The sequence below is a fragment of the Halochromatium salexigens genome, assembly GCF_016653295.1.
Lineage (GTDB): Bacteria > Pseudomonadota > Gammaproteobacteria > Chromatiales > Chromatiaceae > Lamprobacter > Lamprobacter salexigens.
Genome location: NZ_NHSF01000010.1, coordinates 63,599 through 82,577 on the forward strand (window position 1 = coordinate 63,599; position 18,979 = coordinate 82,577).

18 protein-coding genes and 1 CRISPR repeat array are annotated in these 18,979 nt (G+C 63.1%); of the genes, 14 read left to right on the plus strand and 4 right to left on the minus strand.

Annotated elements, in window-relative coordinates:
- Positions 1-154: 154 nt before the first annotated feature.
- From CCR82_RS01585 to CCR82_RS01595, 3 genes are all read left to right on the plus strand, one after another.
- Complete coding sequence (locus CCR82_RS01585) at positions 155-595, plus strand: DUF29 domain-containing protein (RefSeq protein WP_201243554.1); 441 nt, start codon at positions 155-157, stop codon at positions 593-595.
- 78 nt (positions 596-673) lie between these two features.
- Complete coding sequence (locus CCR82_RS01590; RefSeq protein WP_201243555.1) at positions 674-1,111, plus strand: secondary thiamine-phosphate synthase enzyme YjbQ; 438 nt, start codon at positions 674-676, stop codon at positions 1,109-1,111.
- A gap of 6 nt (positions 1,112-1,117) precedes the next feature.
- The gene (locus tag CCR82_RS01595) at positions 1,118-2,410 is read left to right on the plus strand and encodes a RuBisCO large subunit C-terminal-like domain-containing protein (RefSeq protein ID WP_201243556.1); all 1,293 of its coding nucleotides are present in this window, start codon (positions 1,118-1,120) and stop codon (positions 2,408-2,410) included.
- A gap of 9 nt (positions 2,411-2,419) precedes the next feature.
- On the opposite strand, the gene CCR82_RS01600 is transcribed toward CCR82_RS01595, so the two are convergent.
- Together CCR82_RS01600 and CCR82_RS01605 are read right to left on the minus strand one after the other, a co-directional pair.
- Positions 2,420-3,616 (minus strand): TsoY family (seleno)protein, encoded by a 1,197-nt coding sequence (locus CCR82_RS01600; protein ID WP_201243558.1) that lies wholly within the window; start codon positions 3,614-3,616, stop codon positions 2,420-2,422.
- A gap of 70 nt (positions 3,617-3,686) precedes the next feature.
- A complete protein-coding gene (locus CCR82_RS01605; protein ID WP_201243560.1) occupies positions 3,687-5,042 on the minus strand; it encodes an ABC1 kinase family protein in 1,356 nt (451 codons plus the stop codon).
- A 166-nt stretch (positions 5,043-5,208) separates the two neighbouring features.
- Between CCR82_RS01605 and CCR82_RS01610 the strand changes: the two genes are divergently transcribed.
- Positions 5,209-5,592 (plus strand): hypothetical protein, encoded by a 384-nt coding sequence (locus CCR82_RS01610; protein ID WP_201243562.1) that lies wholly within the window; start codon positions 5,209-5,211, stop codon positions 5,590-5,592.
- 6 nt (positions 5,593-5,598) lie between these two features.
- Here the strand turns inward: CCR82_RS01610 and CCR82_RS01615 are convergent, their stop codons facing one another.
- Together CCR82_RS01615 and pmbA are read right to left on the minus strand one after the other, a co-directional pair.
- Positions 5,599-5,871 carry a hypothetical protein gene (locus tag CCR82_RS01615; protein ID WP_201243564.1) on the minus strand — a complete coding sequence of 91 codons (273 nt, stop codon included), beginning with the start codon at positions 5,869-5,871 and terminating at the stop codon, positions 5,599-5,601.
- A gap of 1 nt (position 5,872) precedes the next feature.
- Positions 5,873-7,222 (minus strand): metalloprotease PmbA, encoded by a 1,350-nt coding sequence (pmbA, locus tag CCR82_RS01620; protein ID WP_201243566.1) that lies wholly within the window; start codon positions 7,220-7,222, stop codon positions 5,873-5,875.
- Between the two features lie 301 nt (positions 7,223-7,523).
- On the opposite strand from pmbA, the gene cas3 reads away from it, so the two are divergent.
- From cas3 to CCR82_RS01670, 10 genes are all read left to right on the plus strand, one after another.
- Entirely contained in the window at positions 7,524-10,142 is a 2,619-nt protein-coding gene (gene cas3 / locus CCR82_RS01625; protein WP_201243594.1) for a CRISPR-associated helicase Cas3', read from the plus strand.
- 72 nt (positions 10,143-10,214) lie between these two features.
- Positions 10,215-11,774, plus strand: a complete 1,560-nt coding sequence (gene casA / locus CCR82_RS01630; RefSeq protein WP_201243568.1) for a type I-E CRISPR-associated protein Cse1/CasA — start codon at positions 10,215-10,217, stop codon at positions 11,772-11,774.
- A 140-nt stretch (positions 11,775-11,914) separates the two neighbouring features.
- Positions 11,915-12,514: a type I-E CRISPR-associated protein Cse2/CasB gene (casB, locus tag CCR82_RS01635; protein ID WP_201243570.1), complete on the plus strand. Its 600-nt coding sequence runs from the start codon at positions 11,915-11,917 to the stop codon at positions 12,512-12,514.
- A 2-nt stretch (positions 12,515-12,516) separates the two neighbouring features.
- The gene (gene cas7e / locus CCR82_RS01640; protein ID WP_201243573.1) at positions 12,517-13,722 is read left to right on the plus strand and encodes a type I-E CRISPR-associated protein Cas7/Cse4/CasC; all 1,206 of its coding nucleotides are present in this window, start codon (positions 12,517-12,519) and stop codon (positions 13,720-13,722) included.
- 1 nt (position 13,723) lies between these two features.
- Positions 13,724-14,449 carry a type I-E CRISPR-associated protein Cas5/CasD gene (gene cas5e / locus CCR82_RS01645; RefSeq protein ID WP_201243575.1) on the plus strand — a complete coding sequence of 242 codons (726 nt, stop codon included), beginning with the start codon at positions 13,724-13,726 and terminating at the stop codon, positions 14,447-14,449.
- Positions 14,446-15,174, plus strand: coding sequence for a type I-E CRISPR-associated protein Cas6/Cse3/CasE (gene cas6e / locus CCR82_RS01650; protein ID WP_201243577.1), 729 nt, complete (start codon positions 14,446-14,448; stop codon positions 15,172-15,174). The genes cas5e and cas6e overlap by 4 nt, the downstream gene beginning before the upstream one ends.
- Complete coding sequence (gene cas1e / locus CCR82_RS01655; protein ID WP_201243579.1) at positions 15,168-16,058, plus strand: type I-E CRISPR-associated endonuclease Cas1e; 891 nt, start codon at positions 15,168-15,170, stop codon at positions 16,056-16,058. The genes cas6e and cas1e overlap by 7 nt, the downstream gene beginning before the upstream one ends.
- Complete coding sequence (gene cas2e / locus CCR82_RS01660; protein WP_201243582.1) at positions 16,030-16,326, plus strand: type I-E CRISPR-associated endoribonuclease Cas2e; 297 nt, start codon at positions 16,030-16,032, stop codon at positions 16,324-16,326. The genes cas1e and cas2e overlap by 29 nt, the downstream gene beginning before the upstream one ends.
- Positions 16,327-16,393: 67 nt before the next feature.
- Positions 16,394-17,703: direct repeats of the CRISPR family, unit length 29 nt; unit sequence GATTCCCCCGCGCTCGCGGGGATAGGCCC.
- Positions 17,704-17,844: 141 nt separating this feature from the next.
- The gene (locus CCR82_RS01665; RefSeq protein ID WP_201243584.1) at positions 17,845-18,126 is read left to right on the plus strand and encodes a hypothetical protein; all 282 of its coding nucleotides are present in this window, start codon (positions 17,845-17,847) and stop codon (positions 18,124-18,126) included.
- Positions 18,127-18,395: 269 nt separating this feature from the next.
- Positions 18,396-18,707 carry a HigA family addiction module antitoxin gene (locus tag CCR82_RS01670; protein WP_201243586.1) on the plus strand — a complete coding sequence of 104 codons (312 nt, stop codon included), beginning with the start codon at positions 18,396-18,398 and terminating at the stop codon, positions 18,705-18,707.
- The last annotated feature ends 272 nt before the right edge of the window (positions 18,708-18,979 follow it).

Sequence of the window (18,979 nt, forward strand, 5' to 3'; positions counted from 1 at the left end):
GGTGCTGGCGGAGGAAATCGTCGAGCACCTGCGCTCGGCGCTGGCGAGCTTTGAGTCCGTCAACGCGGTTTGAGCCAGTCGGCCAACGGCCCATGAACGCAGGGTATTTCGTGCTCGCCTATACTGTGGCTCCTGCCGTTTCTGAGCATTCGCTATGACAGCACCGAGTTTGTATGAGCAAGACGTCGCCGCCTGGGCCGAGCAGCAAGCGGCATTGATCCGGGCTGGACAGTTCGAGCGGCTCGATCTGGCCCATATCGCCGATGAGATCGAAGACGTGGGCAAGAGTGAGCGACGCGAGCTTGCGAGCCGGATGGCGGTGCTGTTGGCCCACTTACTCAAGTGGCAATTCCAACCGGAACGTCAGAGCAGCAGTTGGCGACGCACGATCAAAGAGCAGCGCCGAGCCTTGCGCTTTCATCTCAAACAGGTGCCCAGTTTGAAGCCAAGGCTCGCCGACTCGGGTTGGTGGGGGGCGATCTGGGCCGATGCGGTGACCAAGGCGATCGAGGAGACGGGGCTGGGCGGATTCCCCGAGGACTGCCCTTGGAGCCTGGAGGAGATCATGGACGACACCTTCCTCCCCGGAGGATGATGTTTACCCTGACGCACGCTCAGATCCATCACGCTCAGATCCATCACGCTGAGGGCCATTAAGCTGAGAGCCATCCCTATGTTGACACGCCTGGACACCATCACGCTGCAGACGACAGCCCCGATCCAACTCATCGACATCACCGAACCACTGCGCGAATGCTGTGTGCGCAGTGGCGTGCGCAATGGCCTGGTGACGCTGCTCTCGCGCCATACCACGGCCGCGATCTGCCTCAATGAGCGCGAGACTCAGCTGCAGCGCGATATGGTCACCTTCCTCAAGCGCCTGGTGCCGCGCGATGGCGATTACCTGCACAACCTGGCGCCGGTCGATGATCGCGACAACGCCCACGCGCATCTGATGGCGCTATTCACCAATGCCTCCGAGACCATCCCGATCGCCGATGGCGAGCTGTTGCTCGGCGGCTGGCAGTCGGTGTTCTTCGTCGAGCTGGACGGGCCGCGCCCGGAGCGTGCCGTGACCCTGCAGTTCCTCGGCCAGGTCGCAGAGGATTGAACGATCATGCGCGCTGCTGATATCGACGGTTTCTATACCGATGCATCGACGCTCGATGCCGAGGCGCATCTGATCCTCGACTACCGCATCGAGTGCCGTGGTGATCCGCGTGTCGCCGCGGCCCATCTGTGCAGCGAGCAGTCGACCGCACAATGGCGCCGGGTCGATGTCGATGAAGACTATCGCCCGCGCTTCGCAGCCAAGGTGCTGGATCTGGAGGTCGAGACCGAGCTGTCCGGCACCAGCTATCCGCTCCTCCCACCGGTGGATGGTCCGGTCAGCGTCTGCCGGGTGCGCATTGCGCATCCGCATGCGAATTTTGGCCCGCGCCTCCCGAATCTGCTCAGCGCGATCCTGGGCGAAGGCCCCTTCTTTGCCCCCGATGTGCCGCTGATCAAGCTGCTGGATATCACGTTTTCGGACAGCTTCCTGGCCGCGTTCGAGGGGCCGCAGTTCGGGCTCGATGGGCTGCGTGAACGCTGGCAGATTCACGACCGGCCCTTCTTCTTCGGAGTGATCAAGCCCAACATCGGCTTGGACCCCGAGCCCTTTACCGAGCTTGGTTATCAGGGCTGGCTCGGCGGGCTCGATATCGCCAAGGACGACGAGATGCTGGCCGATCCCGACTGGTCACCGATCGCGCGCCGCTCGGCGCTGCTCGGCGCCGCGCGCCAGCGGGCCGAGCAAGCGACCGGCGAGCACAAGGTCTATCTCGCCAACATCACCGATGAGGTCGACCGACTGCTGCCGCTGCACGATCTGGTCGTGGCGAACGGCGCCAACGCGGTGATGGTCAATGCGCTGCCGGTGGGGCTGAGCGCGGTACGCATGTTGCGCAAGCAAGCCCAAGTACCGCTGGTCGCGCACTTCCCGTTGATCGCCGCCTCGAGCCGGCTGCCCTATTTCGGCGTGCATACCCGGGTCTGGACCAAGCTGCAGCGCCTGGCCGGCTTCGATGTGGTGATCATGCCAGGGTTCGGGCCTCGGATGATGACGGCGGAGGATGAGGTGCTGGAAGGCATCGCCGCCTGCGTCGAGCCGATGGGGCCGATCAAACCCTGCCTCCCGGTACCGGGTGGCAGCGATTCGGCGGTGACCCTGCCAGGCGTGCATGAGCATGTCGGCAATGCGGATTTTGGCTTCGTCCCTGGCCGCGGGGTGTTCAGCCATCCGATGGGACCGCGCGGTGGAGCGGCGAGCCTGCGCCAAGCCTGGGAGGCGATCGCCGCTGGCGTGCCACTCGCTGAGCATGCCGCTCAGCATCCAGAGCTGGCGGCAGCGATCGGTACTTTTGGTTAAGCGCGGTCTTCAGGTCGCGATTTGTGGCTGCGCGGATTTCCGCAACAGCTTACGGTTGAGCTTGAGCAGGGTCTCGAGACTCTTCCACTGCACCAAGATCAGCGGCAGCATCAGCGCGAAGAAGGCCGGCGTCAGCGGTGTGACGATGTCGTTGCCGACCAGCCCGAACATGATCCAGAACCAACCGAAGACGAAGAAGGCCACCCCAGGGCAGATCAGGCTGTAGGCACCAGGGCTCTTTTGTTCGCCACGCAGGTAGTCGCGGAAGTAGCCGAGGCGCTGCATGACGACATAACCGAGCAGGCCGAACAGGATCTCGAGCGAGAGGATGATCGAGGTCAGCACGAACAGCGCGGGCTTTGGCACCGTCAGGTCGAACCCATGCTGCAGCCCCATGATCAGTCGCACCAGGGTGATCCCGGACAGGGTCAGGATCGGGATCAAGATCCAGAGGCTCGGCGAGGCGCTGGCGGTGAGCCCATGGCGCAGCATGGCATTGACGCCGACCACCAGCTTGACGAAGCCGAGCAGCGCCGAGAGGCTCAAGAAGAAGATCGCGAAGAACAGCCCGATAGCATTGATGAGCTGATTCTGGCTCATCGCACCCGGCGCGGCGAAGGCCACGGCGATCATCGCGAAGGCGAAGATCGGCATCATCTGACTCAGGTTGGCGTTGCCGATGAAGTCGAACGAGCCGGTCATGACCAGCCGCGAGAGGTAGTTGCCGTACATGCGCAGGGCGGCGGCGCCGATGATGATCAGCACCACCAGCACGCCCGGGAACAGGTACTCGGCGATGCTCCAAAGACCGGGGATGGTGGCGGCACCGACCGCGAACAGCACATTGATGGTCATGGTCAGGGTCAGCGGGATGGCCATGAAGGCGACATCCTTGTTGCGGGCCTCGATCTGCTCCAGATCGGTGGTCTTGCGCCAGCGCCGATATTGCAGCAGGTTCCAGATCAGCAGCCGGATGTGCATACCGGCCATCACCAGCATGCCAGCGAGCCCGAGGATGATCAGCGGTCGCATCCAGTCGGCACCGGTCGCCCAGAGCAGCAGCAAATCATCGGCGGTGACCACTGGGGTCTGCGGGTGTGGCACCAGGAACATGAAGTAGAGGAAGAAGGTCACGGTGAGTCCGCCCGCGCCGAGGGCGGCGAGGAAATAGAGGGGGTGATACCCCTGCGGCGGTGTCTTGGTCATGGGACTGCTCCGATCAAGAAAGAATATCGGACAGTATTTAAGAATTTGCTAATACTCTCATTGATTATCATCAATCGACGCCGCTGTGGGCGCTGGCGTCGAGCAGATAGGGCTCGAGCATCGCGCGTAGATCGACCTCGGCGCGCAGCCGGCGGCAGAGCATGAAGATGCCGGCGAACTTGCGCTGCAGGAACATCGTCGCTGGTTCTGGCATGTGGCTGAACTGCTTGTCTTGGAACATATCGCGGCCACGCGCGAAGACGCGCTCGAACAGGGTCGAGCTGCCGAAGTCATAGGGGCCCTCGCTGGTGATGACCTCACCGGAGAGGCTGATCAGGTCGATCAGGCGGGCGGCCTGCTCGGCGGGCACGTCGTCGCCGATATAGCCCAGTGCAACCGCGCCCTGCCGCATGCCGGCTTGGTCATTGGCGAGCGTTGCGCGGGCCAGCGCTCGATAGCCCTCGATCAGGTCCGGCGACACCGCGCGCGTGGCGCCAAAGTCGAGCAAGACGATGCGGCGCGAGTCGGCGTCGTAGAGGAAGTTGCCGAAGTTGGGGTCGGTCTGCACCAGGGCGAACTCGAACAGCTCGCGGATCATCAGCCGCGAGAGCAGGCTGGCGACCCGATTGCGCTCGCCGCGGCTGAAGTCGCTGGCGCTGAGTCGCTCGACCGACACGCCCTCGGCGAAGTCCATCGCCAGGATGCGCGAGGTGGAGAGGTCAGGATGCACGGCGGGCACCAGGAAGTCCGGGTCATCGCCGATCAGCGCGCGATAGGCTCGCAGGGATGCCGCCTCGGCCTCGTAATCGGCCTCCTCGTGCAGTTGCAGCCGGGCCTCTTCGAGCATCGGCGCCGGATCGAAGCCCTCCGGCATCATGCCGAAGTTGCGGCTCAGGAAGCCGAGATTGGCGATGTCGCTGTCGATCGACTCGCGCACGCCCGGGAACTGGACCTTGAGCGCCAGGCGCCGACCGTCGCGGGTCTCGGCGCGGTGTACCTGACCGATCGAAGCGGCGGCGATGGGCTGGAACTCGAAGCGCTTGAACTGCTTGTTCCAGTCCTTGCCCCATTCGGCGGTGAGCACGCGGTTGAGCTGACTCAGCGGCATCGGCTCGGCGCGATCGCGCAGGGTCGCCATGATCTCGGCGGCCTCGGGGGTGAACACATCGGAGCCGTCCATCGACATCAGCTGGCCCATCTTCATCACCGCACCGCGCATGCGCGCGAGACGGTTGGTGAGGCGCTGCGTGGCCTGCGGGCTGAGGCTGATGCGCTGACCATCGCCCTCGCGGCTGCGCGCTAGCTCGATCATGCCGCGCAGGCCGATGCCGCTGGCGAAATCGGTGGTGGCGCGGCCCATGTGCCAGAGGCGGCTCAGGCGCTTGCTTGGGACGGCAAGTCCGGTTGTCGATGGTTTGTTCGCCATAGAGGGCACCTTGAAAAAAATCCGTTACACTGTTGTCGTCGTGGGGGCTCGACAATTAATGCACAAGCCTAACAGGGCCCATCATCGATTGTAGATGATAGATCGCAGGCTCAGATCGCAAGCCCAGCGCCTGAGTCGCCAAGCCGCACAGAGGAATTCCAGCCCTATGAGTACGATGATGGCCGTGCTACTGAACGGCGTCGCCCAGGTCGAATACGACCGCGCCAAGCCCCTGCCGGACTACCAGGGCGCCTACCTCGACAAGATGGATCGAAAGATGGAGGCCGAGGGCATCGAGATCGATGGTGAGCCCGTGCAAGCGCCAACGCTGGCGCAGAAGGCGCAGTTTGTCGCCGCGAACCTCGCCAGCGCAATCCTTGCCGATGACGAGGCCCAGGTCGCGGCGATGACCACCTGGCTCGCCGTGCGGCTGCCCGACCTCAAGCAGGTCAAGCTGCGCGAAGAGGAGGGTGGTTTCGCGATCGAACTCGAGTTCGACGAGGCCTACATCAAACAGCATCCGGTGCAGATCACACCGCGCCGGCACTGAGTGCGTTCAGACACCGCGAATGGCGCGGTCGATGCGCGCCTTGGCCTCGACCCAGGCCGGATCACCAATGCCGTCAACCACCGAGCGCTCCATCAACGCATAGGCGATGCGCCGCTGTTCCGGCGCCAGATCGCCGAGCTTGCTGAGCTTGAACAGCCGCCCGGCGCGGTCGTACTCGAGCGTGTTGACCAGTGCGTAGAGGGTCAAAGCCGCAGCCGATTCCGGGGTAGCCTCAATCACAGCAATGGTGTCGGCGATGGCTTGGTTGTGGTCGATCATTTCACTCACCGGCGATGGTCATCTCATCGAGCAGCCAGGAGCCGGTCGTTGTGCTGCCGACGAAATCGCAGTCGTTGCCGATCGCCACCAGGCGCTTGAACATGTCCTTCAGATTGCCGGCGATGGTGATCTCCTCGACCGGGTACTGGATCTCGCCGTTCTCGACCCAGAAGCCGGTTGCGCCACGCGAATAATCGCCGGTCACGTTGTTCACGCCTTGCCCCATGAGATCAGTCACGAACAGCCCGGTGCCCAGCTCACGCAGCATCGCCGCGCGATCGCGCTCGCTCATGCCGACGCGCATGTTGCGCACGCCGCCTGCATTGGCGGTCGTCGTCATGCCGAGTCGACAGGCCGAGTAGTGATCGAGCAGGTAGGTCTGCAGCACGCCGTCGCGCAGGAGATCTTTGGGCGCGGTCGCCACGCCATCGCCATCGAAGGGCGCGCTAGCGAGACCGCGCGGACGCAATGGGTCTTCGCTGAGCTGGACGAAGTCCGGGAAGATCGGCTCGCCGAGCTGATCGAGCAGGAAGCTCATCTTCCGATAGAGGCTGGAGCCATTGATCGCGCCGCACAGATGGCGCAACAGTCCGGCCGCCTGTTCGGCGCGAAACAGCACCGGCGCGCGCCGGGTGCCGAGCCGCCGGGCGCCGAGACGCGCGACCGTGCGCTCGGCGGCGCGCCGGCCGACGCTCTCGGCGGATTCCAGGTCTTCCGGCGCGCGCGCCGATGTCCACCAATAATCGCGCTGCATCTCATCGCCGACCTTGCCGAGCACCGCGACGCTCAGACCATGGCGTGTGCTGGGATAGCCGCCGACGAAGCCGTGGCTGTTGCCGTAGACCTTAATTCCGGCGTGAGTGCTGAGGCTTGCGCCCTCGGAGTTGACGATGCGCGGATCATGCGCGCGCGCCGCGTCCTCGCACTCGGTCGCCAGGCGCACGGCGTCCTCGACGCTGATGCCCCAGGGGTGTTCGAGGTCCAGGTTTGGGGTCTCGCTCGCCATCAGTTCCGCTGGTGCCAGGCCGGCGCAGGGGTCTTCCTGCGTGTGCTTGGCGATGCTGCAGGCTTGCGCAACCGCGTCGCTGATCGCCCCGGCGCTCAGATCCGAGGTGCTCGCCGAGCCCTTGCGCTTGCCGAAGTAGACGGTGATGCCGAGCCCATGGTCGCGTGTGTGCTCGATGGTCTCGATCTCGCCCATGCGCACCGCCACCTCGAGCCCGGTGCTGGCGCTGACGCCAGCCTCGGCTGCGCTGGCGCCGCAGCGCTTGGCCTCGCTGAGGAGATGATCGATGGCTGCTTCGAGCTGTTGGAGCTGTGTGCCGCTGTCTGCAGTGGCCAGATTTGCCATGTGATGATGTCTAGTGTTGCTTGCTGAATGTGAGTGTTGCCTGATCCAGGCGGTGACCCTGAGGCCAAAGGTGACCGTTAGGCCAAGGATTGCAGCATAATCGACAGGATGTTGCGATCATGGGTGAAATTCGCAACCCATGCGCAACGTGGCGCTCGATTGACCATGCCATCAATGTCCCTGCCAAACGATCGAGAGGCGCGTAAGATCGAGATCACGAGGATCAAATGATGATCTCGCGCTGATGGGCTCAGTGGCCACAGGCCACATGGTAAAGAACATGAGCTTTGGTATGTCTAGGATGTCTCTCCCGCCATCTAGGGCCTTCGGGAAGCTGGAGCGCGATGCGGATGGCAATCTGATCGCCTGGCTGCCGCTGCTCGATCATCTCATCGATGTTGCTGCTTGTTTTGTTCGGTTGTGTGCCTGCCGAAATGTCCGGCGAGCCTTGGATCGAGCTGCTGGGCGCAAGCTGACACCGCAAGACATCACGCGGCTTGCCGTGCTGGTGTTTTTGCATGATCTCGGAAAGGCCAATAGCGGGTTTCAGGCGAAGCGTTGGCGAGAACAGGCAGCGCCTCAAGGCTGGCCGAAACCTGCCGGACATGGCGGTCAAGCTCTCGATCTCTTTCGCGACGAGCGCTTTCTGGAGCCCTTGCTCGAATGTTTACCGCTCGAGGCCATCACCGAATGGGGCGATGCGGTATTGCCGCTGTTTCGCGCCTCCATCAGCCATCATGGGCGACCGATCGCTGATCCGGACCCTGGTGATTGGGCTCGCGCCAACTGGAGACCGGTGATCGGCGCCGATGCTCAGCCCGTCTACGATCCGGCTCCCGTGCTCGCCGAGATTGGTCAACGCGCGCTCGAGTTCTATCCAGAGGCCTTTGCCGTCGGTGGCGAGCCGCTCCCTGATGCGCCCGCCTTCGGTCATCTGTTCGCGGGTTTGGTGCAGTTGGCGGATTGGCTCGGTTCGGATACCCAGTTCTTTCCGCTCTCCAATGGGATCGGTGATCGCGCCCAGGATGTGCCCGCGTTCGCCGAGCAGGCTGTGATGGCGCTGGGCCTGGATGCGACCTGCTGGCAGACGGGGCTAGCGCAGACCTCCCCCCGCTTTGAAGCTGTATTCGATGGCTATCCGCCTTATCCGATCCAGGCCGCGATGGCAGATGCGGCGCTTGGCCCCTTACTCGTGCTCGAATCAGAGACCGGCAGCGGCAAGACCGAAGCGGCGCTCTGGCGGTTCGTGCATCTGTTCCAACGCGGCGAGGTCGACAGCCTCTACTTCGCACTGCCTACTCGGGTGTCCGCGAGCCAAGTCTACGAGCGCATCTTGGCGGCCGTCGGGCACCTTTGGCCGACTGATCCACCCGTCACGGTGCGCGCTCTGCCGGGTTACGCCGGCGCCGATGGACAGGAGCCAAAAGCACTGCCTCAGTTCAAGGTGCTCTGGCCGGATGAGCCGACCGACGCCGAGGCGCATCGGCGCTGGGCCGCTGAATCGCCGAAGCGCTTTCTCGCCGCTTCGATCGCGATTGGCACGATCGACCAAGCGTTGCTCGGTGCGCTTCAGGTGCGCCATTCGCATCTGCGTCATGCGCTGCTCGCGCGCAGTCTGCTGGTCGTCGATGAGGTTCATGCCTCGGACCCCTACATGACGGCCCTCTTGGAGCGTTTGCTGAAAGCCCATCTCGGTTGCGGCGGCCATGCGCTGCTGCTGTCGGCGACGCTTGGCGCCAGTGCCAGAGCGCGCTATTTGGGTCTGAGCGCGCAGGTAAAGGCTGCGCTACCGGCGTTTGATGTCGCCTGCCAGATGCCGTATCCAGCGCTCGCCGACCGCGACGGGCTGCGCGGCATCACGTCGACCACGCCGGCCAAGACCGTTGCTTGGGGTGTGCGTGATCTGATCGATGATCCCGAAGCGATTGCGCGCTTGGCGATCGAGGCCGCATCGGCGGGTGCTAAGGTGCTGATCGTGCGCAACACGGTCCCGGCCGCGCTGGCCGTCTTCCAGGCTCTGGAAGCGCTGATCCCAACAGCCGACTGGCTGTTCGCCGTCAACGGCGTTGCCACGCTGCACCATAGCCGCTTCAGCCGCGAGGATCGGCCGTTGCTGGATCAGGCCATTCAAGCCCAGCTTGGCAAACATCGGCCTCCAGGCGGGCGCATCGTCGTCGGTACCCAAACCCTGGAGCAAAGCCTGGATCTGGATGCCGACCTGCTCATCACCGATCTTTGCCCGATCGATGTGCTCTTGCAGCGCATCGGCCGGCTGCATCGCCATCAGCGCCCCGATGACGAGCGCCCGCTGGCGTATCGGACCGCGCAAGCCTGGGTGCTGACACCACCGGGTCAGGAGCTGTCGCCGCTACTCAAACGTGCCCAGCATGGACTCGGACCTTTTCGGGATGGCGGCGGCATCTATCCCGACCTCCGCAGTGTTGAGGCAACGCGCCGGCTCATCCAGGAACGGCCAACAGTCAGCATTCCCGCTGACAATCGGACGTTGGTCGAGGCCGCCACGCACCCTGAGCCGTTGCGGGCAATGGAAGCCTTGGGCGAAGACTGGCAGTGGCTCGGGCAGCAGATCGATGGTAGAACCGGGGCTGAGCGCAGCATTGCCCAGTTGCACGGCCTGGATGTTGATACACCCTTCGATGAGCAGCAAGGTTTCCCAACGGATTTGGATATTGCCACCCGCCTCGGAGAGCGTGACCGGTTGCTGCTGTTCGAGCCTGCGCCGATTGGCCCCTTTGGCCAAGCGCTACGTCAGTTGCCGGTGCGGCATTTCCTCGTCAAGGGCATTGATCCCGATGCGCAGCCATCAGCCATCGAGTGCCAGGATGGAACCGTTCTGTTCAGCCTAGGAAACACGCGCTTCCGCTATAGTCGGCTAGGGTTGGAGAAGATCGACGGCTGACCTAACGGGGAGGGTGCGGCAGCACCCCCGGCAGATGAATCCTGCGAGATTCACGTTAAGGAGAAACTCACGATGACCACGGCCTTGCGTTACTCACTGCTTGATGAACCGCTGATCGGTGTGCGTTTGGCCGATGCTCGCCGAGTTCATCTCAGCCTGCCAGCACTGTTCGTCGCCTTGGCCGAGGATGGTATCCGCGACTTTCCGGCACTGCGGCCGCATCAACGCCATCCTTGGCATGCCTTTCTGGTCCAGCTCGCGGCGATTGCTTTACATCAAGCTGGTCGGAGTGAGCCATTTGCCACTCAGGACGAATGGAAGTCGGCCTTGTTGGCGCTGACCCCTGGTGATCCGGATGGCGCGGCTTGGTGTTTGATTGCGCCGCCCGATCGTCCTGCATTGATGCAAGCGCCCGTGCCAGAGGGCAACCTGTCAGACTGGAAGAACACCCTCCAGACACCCGACGAGTTGGACATGCTCGTCACCTCGAAGAATCACGACCTCAAGGCCGCGCGCATGAAATGCTCCGAGCCGGAGGATTGGCTGATGGCCTTGATCAGCTTGCAAACCCAGGAGGGATTTCTCGGGGCGGGAAACTATGGCATCTCACGCATGAACGGCGGATTCGCGAGTCGACCCGCAGTTGGTGCGATGCCTGTGGGTGGATGGGGAACGCGTTGGGCGCGCGATGTTCGCCGTTTGTTGGCATCCAGAACCGAGATTGTGAGCAGGCTGGAGCTATGCGAGCAGAGCGGGGTTGCCTTAGTCTGGTTGCGGCCCTGGAATGGAGCAGACAGCCTCGCGTTCTCGGCGCTCGACCCCTTCTACATCGAAATCTGCCGTCGGATCCGCCTCATCGAAACCGCTGAGGGGATCAGCGCCCTCGCCACCGGTAGCAAGGCCGCCCGTATCGAGGCGAAGAGTCGCAACGGTGTGACGGGAGATGTCTGGATGCCAGTCGAAACAGCCGTGGGCAAGGCACTCACCATCAGCAGCAAAGGGTTCGACTACAAGCTCACATCGGAACTGCTCTTTGGCCAGAAATACCGCGCGCCGATCGCGCAAACACTGACGAACGAGGATGGCAAACAAGGCATTGTCATGCTGGCGCGCGGGGTGACAAGGCGCAAAGGCAAGACTGAGGGCTACCATGAGCGGCGTGTCCCGATCTCACCCAAGGTTCGCGCGTTGATGATCAAAAAGAGCACCGACAAACTCGCGAAGCTCGCTGAAGGTCGAGTGTCCGACATCAGCAAGATGCGCAAGGTGCTATGGAAGGCGCTTGCGACGCTGTTCGCAAATGGCACTTCGGCCTTCAATGACAACGACAGCGTGACCGACAAAGCAAGTCGCTTCGCTAAAGCCTTCGAGCAGGGCGAGGACGCCAGATTCTTCGAGGGTCGGCTCGGTCTAAATGACCAAATCGAAGCTGAAGATCCCGAGGCCGTGCGTCTGGCCTGGTATCTAGACATGGCCGAGCGCGCTGAAGACATCCTGCGAAATGCCTTCGAGGCTGGCCCCCGTAGCGGGGAGCAACGTTATCGCGCCCGCGCTGCCGCCTTGGGACGATTCCACGGCGGGTTGCGCAAGGAGTTTCCGACGCTGGCGGAATACAGGGATAACGACCGTTAGAGAGCGCATCCTCAGCGGCACTCTCAGACCCTGAGCCAAGCTCGAACAACGGCCTGCCTGCACAACTCGAATTTAATCTGTAACGTTTGCCTGATTCATCAGGAGCTGATCACCGCAGCAAGGTTTACCGCTGACTCGCCATGACATCCACGATAACCGCATCATCCGACGACATCCGCCCCGAGCGAGCCCATCAGCAGGACGAAGCGCCCATTGGCAAGCTCGCTCGGATCATCGGCCAAGCCGCCCGTTTCGACGGCGATCTCTACGGCTTAGGACGGGGCGAGCAAGCCGCCTTGGCTAGGCTCGATCCCGATGGCGAGTGGCGACCGCACCAGGTTGCCGCGTTGTCCCGCGTGCTGATCCATGCCGGGCTCGATCCCGAGCACTGGTCGTTGCATGCCTGGCGCCGTTGGGCCTTGATCGCACACGGCATCGCGCTCACAGGACAAGCCGCTGGCGCGCTGGGTACGCAACTTCACGCGGCCGATATTTCCGAGTCACGTGTCACCAAGCTCCTCACCGCTCGCGGCGATGCCTTTCGGCAGCTCTTACCCCGTCTCTTGCGTTTGCTCGCCTCCAAGGAGGTCGCCCCTAACTGGCATCAGCTAGGCGGCTTGATCCTGTCCGAAGGACGCAATGAGGAGAAAGCCGAGGCCATTCGCATGCAGATTGCTGGCCGCTATTTTTCCGCTCTGGCGAAAGCCGAACGACACGACGCCGACAACAAGGAATCGTAACCATGACCCTGCAGCCCCGTTTCATCCAGATCCACACCCTGCACAGTTATCCTGCCGCACTGCTCAATCGCGACGATGCCGGGCTCGCCAAGCGCTTGCCCTTGGGCAATGCCGTGCGCACACGCATCTCCTCGCAATGCCTGAAGCGGCACTGGCGGATCGCCGAGGATCGCTTTGCCTTGTCCACCCTGGATGTGCCGATGGCCGTGCGCTCGCGCGGGACGCTCGAGTTCATGCGCAAACGGATCGCCGAAGCTGGCGTCTCCGAGCCTCTAGCGCAAGCGGCCGTTGAAGCCATGCGCAAGGCAGGCTTGGTCGACTCCGCAGGCAAGGAGCGCGCGGGTGACGACGCGCTCAAAACCGGGCAGGCGGTGTTGATGGGCAAGGCCGAGATCGACTACCTGGTGGGCCAGTGCACCAACTTGGCCAAGGAAGCGACCGATGAGAAAGCGCTGCGCGCGGCTGTCGCGCAAATGCTCAAGGACGAGAAGAAGAATATCCAGGCGCTCAAATATGGCAGTGGTCTCGAGTCGGCCCTGTTCGGCCGGATGGTGACCTCCGATGTCTTGGCCAGCCGCGATGCCGCCGTCTATGTTGCGCATGCCTTCACGGTGCATGAGGCACAGGTCGAGAACGACTATTTCACCGTCGTCGATGATCTCCTACAAGAGAGTGGAGAGCTGGGCTCCGCCGGCATCTTCGATACCGAGCTGGCCTCCGGCCTCTACTACGGCTATGTCGTGGTCGATGTCCCGCAATTGGTCGAGAACCTTGAAGCAATCGATCGCAAGCGCTGTTTCGATGGGTCGACGCCAGCGGAGAAACGTGCCCTGGCCGGCAAGGTGGTCGAACATCTGTTGCACCTGATCGCCACAGTGAGTCCAGGTGCGAAGCGTGGCTCCACTGCCCCGTTTGATTGGGCCAAGTTCATGCTGGTTGAAGCAGGCGATTGGCAGCCACGTAGCCTCGCCGGCGCCTTTCAGGATGCCCTGCCGCTGGCACCCCTAGACGATGGTGCTGGAGCAATCCGCACGCGCGCTGTCGATCGACTGAGCGATGAGATCACCAAGATGGACGAGGCCTACGGCGCGACCTTGGCGCGTCGTTTTCTGGCGTTGGACCCCACCGAGCTGCCGAATGCGCAACGTCTCAACCTGAACGATCTCGCGCACTGGACCGCAAACGCGATCGAGCAGGGGGCTTGCTGAAATGCCGCGTCATCTCCTGTTGCGCTTGGAGGCGCCGCTGATGGCGTTCGGTGGCGAAACCATCGATAACTTCGGGGTGATCCGCGACTTCCCGGCCCTGTCGATGATCACCGGATTGCTGGCCAATGCCCTGGGCTGGCGACGCGAGGAGACCGAGCGGCATGATCGGCTGCAGGAACGGTTGGTGATGGGCGCGCGCATCGAGCGTCAGGGCAAACGTCTGCAGGATAACCAGAACGCACGGCTTGGCGCCAAAGACGCGGGTTGGACGACCTGGGGGAGACCCGAGGGACGAGCAGGCGGGGCGGCGACCTACGACAGCCCGCATCGCCGGTTTCGTGACTACCATGCCGATCAGTCGCTGCTGATCGCCTTGCGTCTCGAGCCAGCGGACGAGCCACCGAGCCTCGATGACCTTGCGGTCGCGCTCGACCATCCAGCCCGGCCGCTTTTCATCGGGCGAAAGCCATGCCTGCCAAGTCAACGACTGTTCGCAGGTTGGCAAGACGCTGAAGATATCCTGGATGCGCTCCAGTCTGTCCCTCTGCCGGCAGCGCAGCCAGAAGTCCGTCTGCAATGGCCAGAGGGTGAAGGCACGCTTGCAGGTGATCGTCAGCTTGATCTCTGCGACGAGCGCCATTGGCGCAGTGGCGTGCATGGTGGTTGGCGACCGGTGCGGGAAGGTCGCCTGCGTGAAGCGGTTCAGGCCGAGGAGTCAGCCGGATGAGCCTCCACTTGCTGCACTGCGCGCCCGACCCCAAGGCCCTGACCCTTTGGGCAACCCGTCATCGCCTGCTCTCCCCCGATGGAGACGCTGGATACGCCATCCATGCGCTGCTCAGTGCGGCTTTTGGAGGCTCTGCGCCGAAGCCGTTTCGCTATCTTGGCGCCCAGCAAGGGCTGCTTGCGTATACCGACCAGTCATCCGAGTCACTGCGCGAGCAGGCTGCGTTGGTCACCCCGGATGTCGAGCAGGCGCTTAGGCTCGACACACTGGCTATGCGCGCCTTTCCTCAGACTTGGCGACAAGATCAGTTGCTCGGGTTCGAGGTGCGCGTTCGGCCGGTGTTGCGCGCCAAGGATGGACGTGAGCGCGATGTCTTTCTGCATGCGATCGAGTCGTCCACAGCCACCGGAGCAACTACGGCGGCTGACAATCGCGAAGCCGTGTATGCCGATTGGCTCGAACGGCAACTGTCGGCACAGGGGGCGGCCAGTGTTGTCAGCGCTGGCATGGAGGCGTTTCGGCTCAGCCGCGTGATTCGGCGGGGAGCTGGCAAGAACTCGAGTGAACGTCAGGCACGCACCGTCACCGGACCTGATGCGGTCTTCAAGGGCGTGCTCCAAGTTCGCGATGATGAGGCGTTCAACCGACTGCTGCGGCGTGGCATTGGTCGGCACCGAGCCTTCGGTTTTGGCATGCTGCTCCTGAAGCCCGCAGGCTCATGTTGAAGGGGCGTCTCGGACTCGAGACCGCGCGCATGCCGCATGCCGATCGGCATGGGTTGATCTGGTTCGAGCGCGGTGAGCTTTGCGTCATTGATGGCTGTCTGCACTTCTTTGCCGGCAAGGATTCGCTGAAGCCCTACTCGGTGCAGATCCCGCATCAAACCGTGTCGATGATCCTGCTCGGACCAGGCAGTACCGTCACCCATGATGCGCTGCGTTTGCTGGCAAGACATAGCACCCTGATGGCAGCCGTTGGCGAGGATGGAGTGCGTTGCTACACCGCGCCCCCCTTGATGCCGGATCGCTCCGACATTGCGCGGCGCCAGGCTGAGCTTTGGGGTAATCCCCGGCGCCGGATCAGCGTCGCACGCCAGATGTACGCCTTGCGGCTCGGCGAGGTGCTACCGCATCGCGATCTCGATACGTTGCGCGGGATCGAGGGCTCGCGGGTCAAGGTGACCTATCAGCTGATGGCGCAACGCTATGGCATCGACTGGAAAGGGCGGCGCTACGATCGTGCCAACCCGAACGCGGCGGATCTTCCCAATCAGGCCATCAATCACGCGGCAACGGCGGTTCAGGCTGCGGCCGCGATTGCCGTCCAAGCCGTGGCCGCTATCCCGCAACTGGGCTTCATCCACGAGGACTCAGGGCAAGCCTTCGTGCTCGACATCGCCGATCTGTTCCGAGATACGATCACACTGCAGATCGCGTTCACGGTGGCCAAGAAGGCGGAAACCGATAGCCAAACCATCGATCGGCTGGTGCGACGCGAGGCTGCGAACGTATTTCGTAAGCAAACCGTGATTCCAGCGATGATCGACAAAATCAAGCAGGTGATCCGTCTGGAGGAGACCGATGCCGCTCGTCATGATCGTGACCTGTGATGTTGCGGACCGTTATCGCGGTTTTCTCGGATCGCTGATGTTGGAGGTCGCGCCGACCGTCTACATCTCGCCCCGGATGAATCCGGGAGTGCGTGGGCGAACCTGGACCGTGCTCTCTGGCTGGTACAAGTCAGAACCTCAAGGCAGTGTTGTGATGGTCTGGCGCGATGTGAATGCCACAGGAGGCGTTGGGATCGCTACGCTTGGAACGCCGCCGAGGGAGCTGGTTGATGTAGATGGTCTCTGGTTGGTCCGAAAGTTGTTGTAAACAGGCTCTTTTACAATCTAAACGATTTGCTCGTTTTCCTTTGCAGTCTATGGGCTTAACTGCAAGGGATTCCCCCGCGCTCGCGGGGATAGGCCCCAATGACGGATACACTCGTCACTGATCCACCAGATTCCCCCGCGCTCGCGGGGATAGGCCCCGAGCTATCACTGCCGGCGCCAGGCGGTCCTTGATTCCCCCGCGCTCGCGGGGATAGGCCCGGGTCGCTATAACGGCATCGTCGAGCGTGCTCGATTCCCCCGCGCTCGCGGGGATAGGCCCGCGCGACTTCCTCGCGGGCTTCTCGGCATCCGGATTCCCCCGCGCTCGCGGGGATAGGCCCTCGAGCGCATTGCCTGCTGAGTTGACCTTAGCGATTCCCCCGCGCTCGCGGGGATAGGCCCCAAAGCTCGACAGGTTTTGACTCAGCGGCCCGGATTCCCCCGCGCTCGCGGGGATAGGCCCTGTCGCACATGGCCAGCTATGCGTCGACCCTGGATTCCCCCGCGCTCGCGGGGATAGGCCCATCCCGAGGACACGCAAGCGAGCTTAGCGATGGATTCCCCCGCGCTCGCGGGGATAGGCCCTCCAACGGCTTGGCTTCGATCGTCACAGGACGGATTCCCCCGCGCTCGCGGGGATAGGCCCGCGCTGACGATTTGATTCCCTGTTGCGTTGACGATTCCCCCGCGCTCGCGGGGATAGGCCCGATCGCGGCATGAAGCGCGACCGCGACAGCCTGATTCCCCCGCGCTCGCGGGGATAGGCCCCAAAGCTCGACAGGTTTTGACTCAGCGGCCCGGATTCCCCCGCGCTCGCGGGGATAGGCCCTGTCGCACATGGCCAGCTATGCGTCGACCCTGGATTCCCCCGCGCTCGCGGGGATAGGCCCCAAAGCTCGACAGGTTTTGACTCAGCGGCCCGGATTCCCCCGCGCTCGCGGGGATAGGCCCTGAACAGCAACAGCCTTTGCCGTTTCGTTGCGGATTCCCCCGCGCTCGCGGGGATAGGCCCGAGGTACATGGCTATCTCCTGCTGTGACGGGCGATTCGCCCGCGCTCGCGGGGATAGGCCCGCTGGCCGGACGGCGTGACAGCCGCCAGGCGCGATTCCCCCGCGCTCGCGGGGATAGGCCCCGGGTGCGCGTCTTTGGTGCGCTGCAGACGTTGATTCCCCCGCGCTCGCGGGGATAGGCCCTCCAACGGCTTGGCTTCGATCGTCACAGGACGGATTCCCCCGCGCTCGCGGGGATAGGCCCGCGCTGACGATTTGATTCCCTGTTGCGTTGACGATTCCCCCGCGCTCGCGGGGATAGGCCCGCTTGTGCTCGCCCCAGCCGATGAGCTGCGCCGATTCCCCCGCGCTCGCGGGGATAGGCCTTCGTGGCGCTGTCGCCTGAGCAACAAACTGAGTTCAAGAGCACAGTCGCTAAGGCAAAAGGGCTCATCGCGGCTGGGAAGTCTGCGGTTGCTGAGACTATACTTCGCAAGAAGCAAGACAAACTACTAGAGGTCGTGCGCAATGCCGAAACTGGAACCCCGCGAAGTGATGGAGATGCTCTCGGAGCTACCTCCGTATTTGCAGCAGAGCCTGGAACAGACACCGCTAGTGCGCGGGGCGAGAGCGGGGATAGCCGAGGAACAGCGGCTCAACGACCCTCAGTATCTAGCAGAACTAGCGGAGGTCAGCGTGGAGGAAGCCGAGGAAGCGCTGACAGCGGAGCAAGCGTATCTGTCCGGGGCGCGAGCGGATCAACCGCAGCACCCGAAACGGCCCAAACTGCCGAAGGATCAGCTGAGGTAGCGCCGAAACAGGAGGCGCCCGCGCCCAAGCCGACCAAGTCCGGATTCCCCCGCGCTCGCGGGGATAGGCCCAGGCCGGTGTCTCTCTGAGGCATCGGCCTTTTGATTCCCCCGCGCTTATGGTGGTGACGAGGCGTACCAGCGTGAGGGGATTGAGGTGATTCCGTGTGCCATCGCTATCAATCGCCAATGGCGTATTTGTTTCCGATTTGAGGGTGGCGATGCGTTTGAAGTCGAGGTCTGCGATTACCATTAACCGGAGTGTGATCCATGACTTTTGAAAACACGGGAATTCAACGGAAACCAACTCACCCAGGAGAAATGCTGCGCGAAGATTTCGCTCCTGACTATGGGTTGAGCGTATCCACCCTTGCGGAGGCGCTGGGTGTATCACGACAATCAGTGAATGAGCTCTTACGTGAGCGACGGGCGATCAGCCCCGAGATGGCCATCCGCCTGGCCCGGCTGTTTGGTAACTCCGCTGAATTCTGGCTCAATGCTCAGCGTGCCGTTGATCTGTGGGAGGCGAGGCAGGCGCTTGCGTCTGAAGTCGCGCGCATTCGCCCGTTAAATGCCGCGTAAATTCACCGCGGATTCAGGGGCTGGCAGCGCCTGTTTGCTGTAGCGGCAGCCGCCTAGCGGTCGACCTGGGTGATGAACGGCCAGAGCCATGGCACCGGCGCCGGGTCGCCGCGTGAGATTACTCCCCCGCGGCTCCCACAGATCCGGACATGCCCAATTCGGGCATCCGGCTCCTCGATCTAGACATTCGCTACGTGGCATAGATGCTATGAACCACACGCGCGGGCGGGAGTGGGTAGCGCTTGGCGAGGCGTGCAAAGGCCGCCCAATTC

Excerpts from the sequence above, each read along its gene's own strand:
- CCR82_RS01590 (WP_201243555.1), top strand. The coding sequence starts at position 674 with ATGTTGACACGCCTGGACACCATCACGCTGCAGACGACAGCCCCGATC.
- CCR82_RS01670 (WP_201243586.1), top strand. The coding sequence starts at position 18,396 with ATGACTTTTGAAAACACGGGAATTCAACGGAAACCAACTCACCCAGGA.
- CCR82_RS01585 (WP_201243554.1), top strand. The coding sequence starts at position 155 with ATGACAGCACCGAGTTTGTATGAGCAAGACGTCGCCGCCTGGGCCGAG.
- casB (WP_201243570.1), top strand. The coding sequence starts at position 11,915 with ATGACATCCACGATAACCGCATCATCCGACGACATCCGCCCCGAGCGA.
- cas2e (WP_201243582.1), top strand. The coding sequence starts at position 16,030 with ATGCCGCTCGTCATGATCGTGACCTGTGATGTTGCGGACCGTTATCGC.
- casA (WP_201243568.1), top strand. The coding sequence starts at position 10,215 with ATGACCACGGCCTTGCGTTACTCACTGCTTGATGAACCGCTGATCGGT.
- cas5e (WP_201243575.1), top strand. The coding sequence starts at position 13,724 with ATGCCGCGTCATCTCCTGTTGCGCTTGGAGGCGCCGCTGATGGCGTTC.
- CCR82_RS01595 (WP_201243556.1), top strand. The coding sequence starts at position 1,118 with ATGCGCGCTGCTGATATCGACGGTTTCTATACCGATGCATCGACGCTC.
- CCR82_RS01615 (WP_201243564.1), bottom strand. The coding sequence starts at position 5,871 with ATGATCGACCACAACCAAGCCATCGCCGACACCATTGCTGTGATTGAG.
- CCR82_RS01665 (WP_201243584.1), top strand. The coding sequence starts at position 17,845 with ATGCCGAAACTGGAACCCCGCGAAGTGATGGAGATGCTCTCGGAGCTA.
- cas1e (WP_201243579.1), top strand. The coding sequence starts at position 15,168 with ATGTTGAAGGGGCGTCTCGGACTCGAGACCGCGCGCATGCCGCATGCC.
- cas6e (WP_201243577.1), top strand. The coding sequence starts at position 14,446 with ATGAGCCTCCACTTGCTGCACTGCGCGCCCGACCCCAAGGCCCTGACC.
- CCR82_RS01610 (WP_201243562.1), top strand. The coding sequence starts at position 5,209 with ATGAGTACGATGATGGCCGTGCTACTGAACGGCGTCGCCCAGGTCGAA.
- CCR82_RS01600 (WP_201243558.1), bottom strand. The coding sequence starts at position 3,616 with ATGACCAAGACACCGCCGCAGGGGTATCACCCCCTCTATTTCCTCGCC.
- pmbA (WP_201243566.1), bottom strand. The coding sequence starts at position 7,222 with ATGGCAAATCTGGCCACTGCAGACAGCGGCACACAGCTCCAACAGCTC.
- CCR82_RS01605 (WP_201243560.1), bottom strand. The coding sequence starts at position 5,042 with ATGGCGAACAAACCATCGACAACCGGACTTGCCGTCCCAAGCAAGCGC.
- cas7e (WP_201243573.1), top strand. The coding sequence starts at position 12,517 with ATGACCCTGCAGCCCCGTTTCATCCAGATCCACACCCTGCACAGTTAT.
- cas3 (WP_201243594.1), top strand. The coding sequence starts at position 7,524 with ATGTCTCTCCCGCCATCTAGGGCCTTCGGGAAGCTGGAGCGCGATGCG.